Raw genomic sequence first — 12,155 nt, forward strand, 5'->3', positions numbered from 1 at the left:
AAATTATGTATGAGGGATAGCTTATTTATCTTTTTATCCAAGCCATAGAAGATAATTTAAAAGTTTGCATGAAAAACATTGGAGAAAATAAAAGAAATAACAAATAACAGAATAGGTTTTGCAAACCCCATCCCAAGGGTAAATACGGCATCCATAGAATGAAGACAATATTTAATAAGATTACTTTTGAAATTACGCATGAAAATGTTGAAAGAATAAATAAAGCTGGAATTAAAAAAATAAGCCTATAAGACCAATTTATAAAAAATATGAATGTCAGAATAAATATAAATACTGAAGTATAAAATAAGAATAACTTCCAAGCCGGCTCCTTCGAAAGTTTATCGACTATAGGGTTATAAATCTTTCGATTTAAGGAAAACTTTACCCAAATAACAATGATCGCAGAATATGTTAGAAGAGCAATGACTGACAGCGTGATGTTGTTCTCAAAAAATGGAGCGTTAAATATAGAAAAAAGTCCATAGGCATATGCAAAACCGTTAGTTGTATTGCTTGCAATTTGCATTAAATCCATAAGCGACAGGACGAGGAGTGGTGATGCACATAAAAACCCAGCTATGCTTAGCCGCCATTTCGCTCGAAATGGTTCCATCAATAATACAGGCAATGCAAAAATTGGGAATATTTTTAGTCCTGAAGCCCAAAATAATATAAATGATTTAATAAATTGAGATTTGAGCCCCAATAAAATTGGTAAGTAACAAACTGCAAACACCATTGCATCAACGTTTCCACGTTCAATAGCCAGAAGTGAAATTGGGCTAAATGCAGAGATGGAAAAAAGAATAGGTGATATTCTAAGAGAAAACAGTATCAATGTGAAAACAAATAAAGTTGCATTAACACGCCAAAAATTTATAAAAAATTTCTCGCTATAATCATTGAAGAAACCGTAGATTGAAATCCATATCTTTGGATAGTTATAGGGTGGCACTAAAGCACCTTCATGTATTGAAGTTACTGGAATTGCATCAAGATAACATATATTGAAGCTTTCTTGTGATATTGTGGTGGCCTTACAATAAGATGCTATTTGGATATTCCTAGAGTCTCCCCCAGGATAAGAAAAGGCAGGAACGGCTAGATCTATATACTTTTCTTGCCAATCATTATTTTCTGAAAACACTATCAAATTGAAAAATAATAATGCCATTAGTAGCACTGATATGCGATTCATAAGGTATGAACAGCTATATTTTTCTGCTATGTTAATAATCCATTTTGGAAGTAACATTTAATAATTTCCTACAAAATAAATTAGCCATAGGTTAAAATTTTTATACGTTATACATTGATGCCAAAAATCTTAGAACTTTATGATCCACTATTTTAAAAGTGAGTCAACCAACAGCAATAACAAGCAATGTTTCCAAAACAAGCAGAAAGATAAATTTATATATCAAAATAATCTTATCACGGGATAATACTACCCAAAATTGAGGACGTCGAATAAAGTTTGAGGCCTGATGGGTGCGGGCAACAATGATTCATCCGCGTTGAGACACTTAGGTGTGTAATTAGTAGAATTAAACATATCAAAATTATTTTTGGCTTGAGCGTTTCTAAATTTAATTTGGGCATGAAACTTAATTTTGAAAGAGTAGTTATCTCGTTCAGGATTGTTGTATTGAATAAAGTCAAGCCTAGCAAAAGTGGAAATCCAATACCTAAGATTGAGATCCAACGACCCCAATCCCAACCCGTATATGCAGATATGTTCACTGCTAAAACCATCCAAGCAAGAATTATTATTCTTAACGCAAATTCATAAAAAGAGCGGGATAATATTGTTGTGACAACCACTGCAATTATCGAATTAAGTAACAAGTAAAACACCCAAATATTTGCAGAGCCTTTACTTATCATTTGTGTTGCAAGATTATGACTTTGTTCTAACTTCCAACCAATTGCGACGATACCACCAGTGATGTTTCGTGCATCTGTAGTAGATAAACTATCCAGGATCGCTTGCATTAATTCTTGATTGCCGGGATTGAAGTAAATCATCAGAAAGGCAATCGTAACTGGCAAAATATATAAACCACCAATTTTGAAAAAAGAAATTCTGCCAAAACTCGAATGATAAAATAAAATCAGAATAAGTGGTGGGACAAAAAAGACAGCGAAAATCTCATGAATAAAAATCATCAATATGGAAATACATGAAGTTATCAAAATTCCCGTATTGCTGCCTAAATTGAAAACACCTGAAATGAAAATCAAAATAAGAATTGAAAGGTAAAACAAAAATTCTTTTCTATCGAGGTATTCCCAACCGCCAATTGATATATCAATAAGCCCCCCTGCGGAAAATGCTACAGCAAAAAATATGGCCCATGCATCTCGTTTACTTCCAGTCATAAAAATAAAGGAAATAAAACAGATAAAGAAAAGCAAAATTATTAGTTTTTGGATGAGTGTGGCATAAAATGCAGGGTAACCTGTAAAATAGAATAATTGGCCCAGAAGACCTCGCCGGACGAACCCCCCTTCATAGTTTATTAATAGCTCGCCAATTGACCATGCCCCAGGAAGCTCATTCCAGATATTTTGGTAAACCTTAAATCCAATAATTAAAATAAATAGAGAAATACAATATTTAGAAGTTTTCTCATTCAATATAATGTTCTGAAGTTTTTCTAAAAACATGAACCCATTGCCCAATTCAGAAGTTTACATTCATAAAAGTTTAAAAAGTTACAAAAGCTACCGGTAAATTTAATGATCTAAATCAAATCTTCATTTTTTTGAAATAACGCTCCGGAATATGGCAAAGTAATGCCATTATTAATCGCCACCTTTTATAAAAATAAATGATATCTTTCTTTTTAAGATAAGATTTGTATACATATTCAGCTAATGCATTTGGGTTTGCTGTTAAGAATGGCGTCAATCCTAAATCAAACGTCATTTTTGTCAAAATAAAGCCTGGAAGAACGGTCATAACATGAACGCCCTTATCGGCAAGTCTGTTACGCAATCCAGACAGAAAAGCGGTAAAACCCGCTTTTGATGAACCATATACATAGTTTGAAGCGCGGCCTCTTTCGCCTGCCACTGAGCTGATCCCAATAATTGTTCCAGATCTTCTCTGCTCAAAATGATTGGCAAACTCTGCTAAGATGCTAACTGGGCCTTCAAAGTTACTTCGCATCACGAGAGATGCTGATTTTATATCACGCTCACTTTCAAATTGGTTCCCCATATATCCAACGGCGCATACAACAATCCCAGGCATAATTGGGAGTTTTTTTACAAAACGTTGATGAGAATCAGTTTTTATGGCATCAAACTCATGCAAACTTACTTTAGTACTATAGCGTATTTCTAAATCAGCGCGATCTGACTCCAGTCTTTTTACATCTCTTGATGCAAGTTGAATGGGGTAGCCTTCTTTTGCAAATCGATGAGCGATGGCCAATCCGATATCACTTGTTGCACCGAGGATAAGGACTGGCGCCTTTTTCACAAACCTAACCTTTCAGATTGAGCAGATGAAAACGAATAATTTAGACCACCATCTACCCTGAAAGATTTATAGGTTTTGGCTCGCGGATCAGAACTTAAAAAAGTATCGCGAGACATCCTGCTATCTTTCGCAAGATAAAACCGTCCAGCATGCTTTAAGGTGATTAAATCCAATTGTTGCATAAGGTTGAGGGTTTTTGGGTTAACAGGGAAGTCCAATGCTAGAGTATATCCTTTCATGGGAAATGAGAATAGACTCTCTTGCTCTCCAAATCTTTTCAAGACTGACAAGAAAGAACCAACATTCGCAACGGAAATAGTCTGCAATAGCTCACTAAGACCATCTTTGGCTTTATCGAGTGGGATCACACATTGAAATTGAACGAACCCACGGCGGCCATATATTTTATTCCACCCCAGGATTGCATCTAAAGGGTAGAAATACCTATCCCAGTCTACGAGTTGATACTGATCCTTCCTCTTGGAATTCCAGTAGTAGAATTTATTAAACGTCTTCACTGTCAAACCGTTAAGAAGGCATGCTGGAAGAAAGAAAGGTATTGTTATATTTTGTTTTACTGGAGAAGCATAAGGGCTCTTTGCAAGTGTATCCGGGAGGTCCTCAAGCTGAGCATGCTCGCCCAACATAATTAATGATCGGCCAAGTTTTTTACCTTTTTGCAAACAGTCTATCCAGGCAACGGAATACGTTGAATCCAGTGATTGTTCAAAGAGATCAATAGTCTGTTCTATGTTTTCAGCGGTGAGTGTACGCTGCTTGATCCATGCAGATGGTACTCGTTTGAGCCTGATTGCCGCTCTAATAATAATGCCCGTCAGGCCCATTCCACCAATTGTTCTATGAAACAATTCAGGGTTTTTTGTTTTGGAACAGCGTTCAATTTTTCCTTCAGTTTTGATGATATCAATCCAATCTATATATTGCCCAAAGCTTTGGTCTTTGTGATGGTTTTTGCCGTGTACATCAGCTGCAATCATGCCGCCTATGGTAACAAACTTTGTTCCGGGAGTAACACTGGGAAACCAGCCTTCAGGAAGAAAAACATCAATGATATCTGCTAAGAGTAGACCTGCTTCTGCCACAAGCTGACCAGATGTTTCGTTGAAGGCAAGCATGCGATTAAAATGTTTCATATGAAGTGTGTTGCTGGAGCTTACTGAGCTATCCCCATAAGATCTTCCGTTGCCTCGAGCAATTGATGTACCTTTTGTGATTTGCCTGATAATGTCATCAACAGATCTAGGTGCTGATATATTCGCTTCAATTACCGGGTATCTTCCCCATCCAGCCAGTTTCATGGTGTATTGACCAAATGTTTGTCAGTAAAAACAAATTTGCGATCCAGATTATATTTCACAATATATCCAATAGAAAGACCAAGCACCGCACCTATTTCACGCATGGTATCAGTTTTCCAGTTGAGCCAGAAGATTGCCTCACTACCCCAAAAAATTAGAGTAGTGACAATCCCCATAGATGTATAAAGCGCGAATTTTTTGCTGTTATCCTCTAGCCCCAATGATAAATCATAAAAAATCCATCGCTTATCGAGGATATATTTTAGGATAAGTCCAGTCAGCGTTCCTAAACCTAGAGCTACTGAAAAAATCGTTTTTGTATCACCAAAAAGAAACACAATCCGCTGGGTTAGAAGATTAGCAAAGATTGCAATAAATGAAAAAATAACATAGCGAAAAGCCAGCGTATAGAGACTCATCAGAGCCATCCCAGCAATGCAAACCCAAGTATTGCAAAGAGACATATAAGGCTTACTTTGTCTTTCACAGCAAAAACAACCGGGTCATCGTGCATTTTCCCTCGGTGGGTAATAAGAACTATTCTGGTAATCCAATATAGCAGAACACAACAGATTCCCCATAATGCTGAAGGAGTTGAATATAAGTCTACAATTTCTGGTGAGTTTACATACATCGCCATTACAAGAACCGAAAGATAACCTGATATTATGGCAACCATTGTAATAACAGGCAGGTCTTCAACATGATAGTCACGCCCATTTGCGATGACTATGCTTCGTTCTTTCATATCTACAAGTTCAGCTTGGCGTTTGACTGAAGCAAGTGAGAGAAAAATAAATACAGAAAATGCCATCAGCCAGAATGAAATTTCAATATCAACTGCCACGCTGCCAGCAAAAATGCGCAACGTGTACAGGCCTGCCAGCATACAGACATCAATGATAATCTTGCTCTTTAGATGTAATGAATACAGCGTTGTAAGCAAAAAATACAACACCAGAGTTATCAGGAAGGCTTGGTTTACAAATGATGATAGAATAACACCTGTACCAATCAAGCCAATCACTATAGGGGCACCATGGGCAATCGACAGGGACCCTGATGCAAATGGACGAAATCGCTTTCTAGGATGTGTTCTATCCGCGTTAAGGTCTATGAGGTCATTGAGCACATATACACTTGAGGCAACAAGGCAAAAGGAAACAAACGCAATAAAACTTGCAAAAAACGTGTCGATATTAATCTTGTGCGCCACCAAAATTGGCAAAAATATTAAAATATTCTTTAGCCATTGGTGTGGTCGCATGGCTTTGAGATATTGGATAGGTGATTTCACAGATATTTCGATATGTTCAAAGGGTTTTTGAAGAGACTCGACTTTCTTCCTTAGACTAGGTGAAGCATTAACTGTCACTGCTTTGATCGATTGCTTCCAAACAGGCAGGTCTGCTTCTGTATCTCCCATATAGACGTATGAATTGTTGCCAAAATGTTTATTGAGAAAATGTGCCTTTGCCTTACCCTTCAGATTATGGTCTGCGGTTGAACCATGAACCTCATCAAACAGATCCAAGTAATCTGCGATTTTTTGGGCAAATTTATTATTCGTAGCAGTAACTAGGGCAACCCGACCACCTTCTTTACGAAATCTGTTGATGTAGTCTATGACTTCATCGTTATATGGCAACAAAGATACTTCAATATCTGATGCTTCCTGCAAATAATCCTTGAGTGAGGCTTTTCCCCGAATGAGCGCTGGAATTGAATAAATAGTTACGCGCCAGTCACGCCCTAATGCTGACCAAAAACTCTCGTGCAACATGTCAGACCTCAGAAGCGTTCCATCAAGGTCTACAACTAAGAATTTTCCCTTTTGAACGGACATGATTTAAATTATCTCTGGTTCGATATCAGGTTAGTTTATTGTTTGAAAAGTTGCAGGACAAGCCTTCCCAGAGACAAAATAAACTGCAGGAGAATTATGTTAAATTATTGAGTGCAAAATAATTTGTATTTATGTGAAGGAGATACCATTCAATATGAAGATGTGTATCATTGAGATTGATTATGTACATTGATTGAAGAGCTAGCAATAAAGGACTAAGCCATTGAAAAAAGCATTGATCACCGGGGTGACGGGGCAGGACGGGGCGTATCTGGCGCGGCTCTTGCTGGCCAAGGGATATGAGGTGCATGGCATCAAGCGGCGGGCCTCGTCGTTTAACACCGCAAGGGTGGATGACATTTACGAAGACCCGCATAACCCGGATCCGCGGTTTTTTCTCCATTACGGTGATCTGACCGACAGCCTCAATGTGTTGCGGCTGCTCAAAGAGATCCGGCCCGACGAGATTTACAACCTCGCCGCCCAGAGCCATGTGCAGGTGAGTTTTGAGACACCGGAATACACCGCCAATGTCGATGCCATCGGCGCATTGCGGATGCTGGAGGCGATCCGCACCCTTGAGCTTGAAGGGCAGACGCGGTTCTATCAGGCCTCGACCTCCGAGTTATACGGCAAAGTTGTCGAAACCCCGCAAAGCGAGACAACGCCCTTCTACCCGCGCTCGCCCTATGCCGCGGCGAAACTCTATGCCTACTGGATCTGCGTCAATTACCGGGAGGCCTACGGCCTCTTTGCCTCCAACGGTATCCTCTTTAACCATGAAAGCCCGATGCGGGGGGAGACCTTTGTCACCCAGAAGATCGCCATGGCGGTGGCGAATATTGAGGTGGGGCGCCAAGAGACACTCTATCTCGGCAATCTCGACGCCAAACGTGACTGGGGGCACGCGAAGGAATATGCCGAAGGCATGTGGTGTATCCTCCAGCACGATGAGGGGGATGATTTTGTGCTGGCGACGGGGCGGACCGAAACCGTCCGCCGGTTTGTTGACCTCGCCTTTGCCGAAGTGGGCCGCAGCATCGCCTGGGAAGGGCACGGCGTGGATGAGGTGGGCCGCGATGCCAAGACCGGTGATATCCTTGTTAAGGTCGACCCCAAATACTTTCGCCCGGCGGAAGTCGATCTCCTGATCGGCAACCCGGCCAAGGCAAAAGAGGTGCTTGGCTGGGAGGCGAAGATCGGCCTTGAAGAGCTGGTCACCGAGATGGTCCGTGTCGCGCTTCATAACGCGAAAGAGCCCCGGCGCGATATCAGGCTCGCGGTTTTCTGATGTACCGGATTGAGGGCAAACGCATCTGGGTTGCGGGACATAGAGGCATGGTAGGCCGGGCCGTGGTCCGTGCGCTGGAGAAACGTGATTGCGCCATCCTTACCGCAAGCCGCGGGGAGGCAGACCTCACCCGTCAGGCCGAAGTCGAGGCATGGATGGACGGGGCCAAACCTGATGCGGTGATCATCTGCGCAGCGAAAGTCGGCGGTATCCTTGCCAACTCGACCTGTCCCGCTGATTTCATCTACGACAATCTGATGATCGAGGCGAATATCATCCGGGCGGCGTTTGAGCAAAAGGTGGAAAAGCTCCTCTTCCTCGGGTCCAGCTGCATTTATCCGAAATTCGCTGACCAGCCGATCAGGGAAGACGCGCTTCTCACCGGCAGTCTCGAGGCCACGAATGAATGGTACGCGATCGCCAAGATCGCCGGGATCAAACTCTGCCAGGCGTATCGCAACCAGCACGGATGTGACTTCATCTCCGCCATGCCCACCAATCTTTATGGCCCCTATGACAATTTCGATCTTGAGACGAGCCACGTCATCCCGGCGCTGATGCGTAAAGCTCATGAGGCGAAACTGGCGGGCGCCGAAGTGATGGAGGTCTGGGGTTCGGGCAAGGCACGGCGGGAGTTCCTCCATGTTGATGACTGCGCCGATGGCATCCTCTTCCTGCTGGAGAACTATTCCGGCCATGAGCATGTCAATCTTGGCACCGGCTCAGATATCACCATCCGGGACCTGGCCCAGATGATTGCCGATGTCGTGGGCTTTGAAGGCGAGCTCCGGTTCGACACCAGCAAGCCTGATGGAACGCCACGGAAGGTCCTCGATATCAGCCGGATGAATGAATTGGGCTGGGGGCGCCGCATTGACTTGAAAGACGGGCTCAAGGATACGTATTGGGACTTCTTTCTCCACCAAAATCATTAATGATAGGCCTTAGCAGGTATTTGCCTTAATTGGGCGGGGCTTAGATCTTGCGTGAAGCCGTTGATTTGAAAAAGGTTTTTCCAAAATGGGTTCGTTTCGGGAAATTCGTGTTTTTGGTGCGCTAGATCAGTCCATCTTCCTTGAGGCGGCGGACAAATTCCTCGTAGGTAAGGCTCGCCTCGCTTTTGCGTTTGTCACAGTCCTCCAGGTCTTCCAAATCCTCGTTGACCAATTCCGCAGCGATTTTGGTGACTTGATCCATTGGCATTTTCTCCCTCAAAGAGATGTTGGCGAGAGCTCTGTAGTGGCCTGAAAGTTTCTCGCGGCCCTTCTCGCAGGCATCCATCGTCTTTGGACTTGTCTCACGGTCGTCGCCCAGGGCTTCTTGAAGGAGTTTGTTGCTCTCCTCTGCGGATAGGTAGCCGCTCTTCTCTGCCTCAGCAATACGATCGGACCAGTACTTTTCCTCAAGGCATTGAGCTAAATGGTCAAGCAGTTTCGCGTCGCTTGCGGAAATCATCACGGCGACGTTCCTGCCATTCCTTGTGATCGAAACCGGCGATGACTTCACGTCGTCGATGAGTTGGCCAAATCTGTTCTTGGCGTCTTTTGCAGTGTAGGTCTTCATGGATAGCCCAATAATAGCTACTGTGGCCATAGTAGCTATTATTGCTTTAAATGTCTACTTTCAGCCTGCCCGCGATCCAGTCCCTCGCGCCGTTGTAGTCGATGGTGCCGCCGGCGACGCCCTCGACAAACGTCACCGCATCGAACTTGTCGAACACCAGCTCACCACCATTGATTTCGATAAAAATGTTGCAGGTCACCCATGCCGTCCTCTTATTGCCGTCGACAAAGGTGTGGTTCTTGGCAATAGCGAAGAGGTATCCGGCCGCGAGTTCAGCCATCCCCGGATCGCCGTAAGCGGCAAGGTTTTGAGGGTAGGCGAGAGCGCTGTCCAACCCGCCAGCATCGCGAAGCCCCTCTCCGCCGCCATGCCTTGCAATCTGATCGTTGTGGACAGCCATCACCACGTCTGGCCTGACCCAGATCCAATTTCGATTATTCATCTTCAATTCTCTCTGGGTGCTTTATTTGGCGAGCGCCGCGAGGACATCCCTGTCCCTGCGCATGATTTTCTCGGCGACTTCCATCTGGCGCGCAAATTCAGGGTCCTGCGGGGTGATGCGCATGCTTCCGTCCGGCGCGTCGGTGAGGTAAAGAGTGTCGCCCTTAGCCACGTTGAGTTTGGCCAGCGCCTCCTTCGGCAGAACAACGCCTGCGGATGATCCGACGGTGGTGACTTTGAGTGCTATCATTTTTGGACTCCATGATTATCTCTTATTATAATAAATATAGTTATACAATGCAAGGGCCTTCATGCCCTACAAAATCAACTCAACTGCCATACCCTTCGGGGTTTTGGGTCTGCCAGCGCCAGGTATCGGCACACATGGCATCGAGGGAGAGTTTTGCCTCCCATCCGAGAAGGGCTTTCGCCTTTTCGATTTTGGCGTAAGAGGTGGCGATGTCACCCTTGCGGCGGGGGGCAATTTCATAAGGGATATCCCGCCCGGATGCCTTGGCGAATGCCGCGATGACTTCCATGACCGAATGCCCGCGCCCGGTGCCGAGATTAACCGCCTCAACCCCGCGATGCCGTGACGCGTAATCAAGTGCCGCGACATGGCCCGCGGCAAGGTCGCTCACGTGGATATAATCGCGGATGCCGGTGCCGTCAGGCGTGTCGTAATCATCGCCGAAGACCATGAGCTTCTCGCGCCGCCCCACCGCCACCTGGGCGATGAAGGGGACAAGGTTGTTGGGGATGCCGCGCGGGTCCTCGCCTATATCACCCGAGATATGCGCGCCGACGGGGTTGAAATAGCGGAGCAGCATCACGGATTTTTGAGGGTCGGTGGCGGCCCAATCGCGGAGGATTTCTTCGATGAAATATTTTGTTCTTCCATAGGGATTGATGGGGCTGAGAGGATGCGCCTCATCAAAGGGGAGGTAGTGCGGCTCACCATAGACGGTGGCGGAGGAGGAGAAGACGATCTGTTTGCAGCCCACCACGTCCATGGATTTCAGAAGCTGGATCGTGCCGAAGACGTTTTCCTCATAATAGGAAAGAGGTTTCAGCTCGGACTCGTCGATGGCTTTTAGTCCAGCAAAATGGATCACTGCGTCGGGCAGAAAATCTTCGATGATCCGGCGGATGGCGCCGCCGTCGGTGAGGGTGGCCTCGGCATGATCAAAGGCGCGGTTCGATAGCCGGGCCACGCGCTCAAGCGCGATGGGCGAGGAATTGGCGAAATTATCCACCACCATCGGCGTGTGATCGGCGGTCAACATCTCAAGCATGGTGTGGGAGCCGATATATCCCGCCCCGCCGGTGACCAACACGTGCATATGCACTTCCCTTGTTTGTGGGGCTTTTATGCCCCCCGGATACAAGCCCCTTATACGTTCGGGAATTATTCTAGCGGGGTGGCGGCGTCTTGGCCAGCGCGGATGATTGATCTGATGGCAGTCCTTCGCTTTGACTGCGCCTCATCAAGGTAGCGATCATTGAGTTTGAGCTGTTTCATGAAGGCTGGGTTCATCATTTTTGCTTCCATCCTGAGCCTGAATTTGAGGTCCTTGAAGTAATTCACTGAGGCGAAATAATTAGGGTCTAATAGCAAGTCCTCGTTAATGACGTCGTCAATTTCCGCAAGTAGCCCAGCCTCAAAATAGCTGGGGTTCTCCGAAAACTGCCAGTCGTATAGGGTGAGGAAGAGTTTTGCCCTTCCCTCCAATTTTTGCTCAATTTCTGCATGTGCCGCCGCCAGCTTATCTTTGGCTATTGAGTTACTGATGCCGATTTCATCCAGCCTGAGCATTTCTCTTGCCTCATCAATTTTCTCCTGTGACAACTTGGATGTTACCCCGTGGCGCGTGGCGTTCCGCGATGACCTCGCCATGCCTTCCGATGATCTTGGGCCGGTGGATTTTTGGGCATTCCTCTTATTGGCTTTGGACTGCTTACCCATCTTCATGCTCGACTACATCCTCTGCCTGTTTTGCTTCAACCGGCTGCCACATTCTGTAATCCTGAAAGAGCCTCCTTGCCCTGCGATGGAGTACCTCAATCCTCTCTTCATAATATTGAACGGACACCACGGCGCGGCGGTAGGCAAATGCCATGATTTCATCCAGGCTCAGATCTTCGCCGGCGTGTTCTTCGTCATACTTTTTGGCTCGGTCACGGATCATGATCGATCGCCAA

The 12,155-nt window shown here is 45.0% G+C and carries 14 protein-coding genes; 2 read left to right on the forward strand and 12 right to left on the reverse strand.

Going from position 1 to position 12,155, the window contains the following annotated elements; genetic code table 11:
* Positions 1-25 precede the first annotated feature (25 nt).
* The 6 genes from AB8880_10550 to AB8880_10575 form a co-directional block, all read right to left on the reverse strand.
* Positions 26-1,258: a hypothetical protein gene (locus AB8880_10550; GenBank protein XDZ65355.1), complete on the reverse strand. Its 1,233-nt coding sequence runs from the start codon at positions 1,256-1,258 to the stop codon at positions 26-28.
* A gap of 179 nt (positions 1,259-1,437) precedes the next feature.
* A complete protein-coding gene (locus tag AB8880_10555) occupies positions 1,438-2,673 on the reverse strand; it encodes a hypothetical protein (protein XDZ65356.1) in 1,236 nt (411 codons plus the stop codon).
* 82 nt (positions 2,674-2,755) lie between these two features.
* Positions 2,756-3,493: an SDR family oxidoreductase gene (locus tag AB8880_10560; GenBank protein XDZ65357.1), complete on the reverse strand. Its 738-nt coding sequence runs from the start codon at positions 3,491-3,493 to the stop codon at positions 2,756-2,758.
* The gene (locus tag AB8880_10565) at positions 3,490-4,812 is read right to left on the reverse strand and encodes an FAD-binding protein (protein XDZ65358.1); all 1,323 of its coding nucleotides are present in this window, start codon (positions 4,810-4,812) and stop codon (positions 3,490-3,492) included. The genes AB8880_10560 and AB8880_10565 overlap by 4 nt, the downstream gene beginning before the upstream one ends.
* Positions 4,809-5,231, reverse strand: coding sequence for a GtrA family protein (locus AB8880_10570; GenBank protein ID XDZ65359.1), 423 nt, complete (start codon positions 5,229-5,231; stop codon positions 4,809-4,811). The genes AB8880_10565 and AB8880_10570 overlap by 4 nt, the downstream gene beginning before the upstream one ends.
* Positions 5,231-6,658 (reverse strand): UbiA family prenyltransferase, encoded by a 1,428-nt coding sequence (locus tag AB8880_10575; GenBank protein ID XDZ65360.1) that lies wholly within the window; start codon positions 6,656-6,658, stop codon positions 5,231-5,233. Before AB8880_10575 ends, AB8880_10570 begins: the two co-directional genes overlap by 1 nt.
* A gap of 223 nt (positions 6,659-6,881) precedes the next feature.
* Here AB8880_10575 and gmd point away from each other — a divergent pair, with 223 nt between their 5' ends.
* Together gmd and AB8880_10585 are read left to right on the forward strand one after the other, a co-directional pair.
* The gene (gene gmd / locus AB8880_10580) at positions 6,882-7,949 is read left to right on the forward strand and encodes a GDP-mannose 4,6-dehydratase (protein ID XDZ65361.1); all 1,068 of its coding nucleotides are present in this window, start codon (positions 6,882-6,884) and stop codon (positions 7,947-7,949) included.
* Complete coding sequence (locus AB8880_10585) at positions 7,949-8,884, forward strand: GDP-L-fucose synthase family protein (GenBank protein ID XDZ65362.1); 936 nt, start codon at positions 7,949-7,951, stop codon at positions 8,882-8,884. The genes gmd and AB8880_10585 overlap by 1 nt, the downstream gene beginning before the upstream one ends.
* A 121-nt stretch (positions 8,885-9,005) precedes the next feature.
* Here AB8880_10585 and AB8880_10590 read toward each other — a convergent pair whose 3' ends face one another.
* The 6 genes from AB8880_10590 to AB8880_10615 all read right to left on the reverse strand — a co-directional run bounded on the left by AB8880_10590 (position 9,006) and on the right by AB8880_10615 (position 12,142).
* Positions 9,006-9,512, reverse strand: a complete 507-nt coding sequence (locus AB8880_10590) for a type II toxin-antitoxin system Phd/YefM family antitoxin (protein XDZ65363.1) — start codon at positions 9,510-9,512, stop codon at positions 9,006-9,008.
* A gap of 46 nt (positions 9,513-9,558) precedes the next feature.
* Positions 9,559-9,954 (reverse strand): type II toxin-antitoxin system death-on-curing family toxin, encoded by a 396-nt coding sequence (locus tag AB8880_10595; GenBank protein XDZ65364.1) that lies wholly within the window; start codon positions 9,952-9,954, stop codon positions 9,559-9,561.
* Positions 9,955-9,975: 21 nt separating this feature from the next.
* On the reverse strand, positions 9,976-10,203 hold the full coding sequence (locus tag AB8880_10600) for an AbrB/MazE/SpoVT family DNA-binding domain-containing protein (GenBank protein XDZ65365.1): 228 nt from the start codon (positions 10,201-10,203) through the stop codon (positions 9,976-9,978).
* Between the two features lie 79 nt (positions 10,204-10,282).
* Positions 10,283-11,296, reverse strand: coding sequence for a UDP-glucose 4-epimerase GalE (galE, locus tag AB8880_10605; GenBank protein XDZ65366.1), 1,014 nt, complete (start codon positions 11,294-11,296; stop codon positions 10,283-10,285).
* 65 nt (positions 11,297-11,361) lie between these two features.
* Entirely contained in the window at positions 11,362-11,925 is a 564-nt protein-coding gene (locus tag AB8880_10610) for a hypothetical protein (GenBank protein XDZ65367.1), read from the reverse strand.
* On the reverse strand, positions 11,912-12,142 hold the full coding sequence (locus AB8880_10615; GenBank protein XDZ65368.1) for a hypothetical protein: 231 nt from the start codon (positions 12,140-12,142) through the stop codon (positions 11,912-11,914). Before AB8880_10615 ends, AB8880_10610 begins: the two co-directional genes overlap by 14 nt.
* Positions 12,143-12,155: the final 13 nt, after the last annotated feature.

It is taken from the genome of Alphaproteobacteria bacterium LSUCC0684, from assembly GCA_041228335.1.
Taxonomy (GTDB): Bacteria; Pseudomonadota; Alphaproteobacteria; order Puniceispirillales; family UBA1172.

What these genes read in the sequence shown, in the direction of transcription:
- AB8880_10595 (XDZ65364.1), bottom strand. Translation starts at nt 9,954, where the DNA reads ATGAATAATCGAAATTGGATCTGGGTCAGGCCAGACGTGGTGATGGCT.
- AB8880_10565 (XDZ65358.1), bottom strand. Translation starts at nt 4,812, where the DNA reads ATGAAACTGGCTGGATGGGGAAGATACCCGGTAATTGAAGCGAATATA.
- AB8880_10615 (XDZ65368.1), bottom strand. Translation starts at nt 12,142, where the DNA reads ATGATCCGTGACCGAGCCAAAAAGTATGACGAAGAACACGCCGGCGAA.
- galE (XDZ65366.1), bottom strand. Translation starts at nt 11,296, where the DNA reads ATGCACGTGTTGGTCACCGGCGGGGCGGGATATATCGGCTCCCACACC.
- AB8880_10555 (XDZ65356.1), bottom strand. Translation starts at nt 2,673, where the DNA reads ATGTTTTTAGAAAAACTTCAGAACATTATATTGAATGAGAAAACTTCT.
- AB8880_10575 (XDZ65360.1), bottom strand. Translation starts at nt 6,658, where the DNA reads ATGTCCGTTCAAAAGGGAAAATTCTTAGTTGTAGACCTTGATGGAACG.
- AB8880_10600 (XDZ65365.1), bottom strand. Translation starts at nt 10,203, where the DNA reads ATGATAGCACTCAAAGTCACCACCGTCGGATCATCCGCAGGCGTTGTT.
- AB8880_10590 (XDZ65363.1), bottom strand. Translation starts at nt 9,512, where the DNA reads ATGAAGACCTACACTGCAAAAGACGCCAAGAACAGATTTGGCCAACTC.
- AB8880_10570 (XDZ65359.1), bottom strand. Translation starts at nt 5,231, where the DNA reads ATGAGTCTCTATACGCTGGCTTTTCGCTATGTTATTTTTTCATTTATT.
- AB8880_10585 (XDZ65362.1), top strand. Translation starts at nt 7,949, where the DNA reads ATGTACCGGATTGAGGGCAAACGCATCTGGGTTGCGGGACATAGAGGC.
- AB8880_10550 (XDZ65355.1), bottom strand. Translation starts at nt 1,258, where the DNA reads ATGTTACTTCCAAAATGGATTATTAACATAGCAGAAAAATATAGCTGT.
- AB8880_10610 (XDZ65367.1), bottom strand. Translation starts at nt 11,925, where the DNA reads ATGAAGATGGGTAAGCAGTCCAAAGCCAATAAGAGGAATGCCCAAAAA.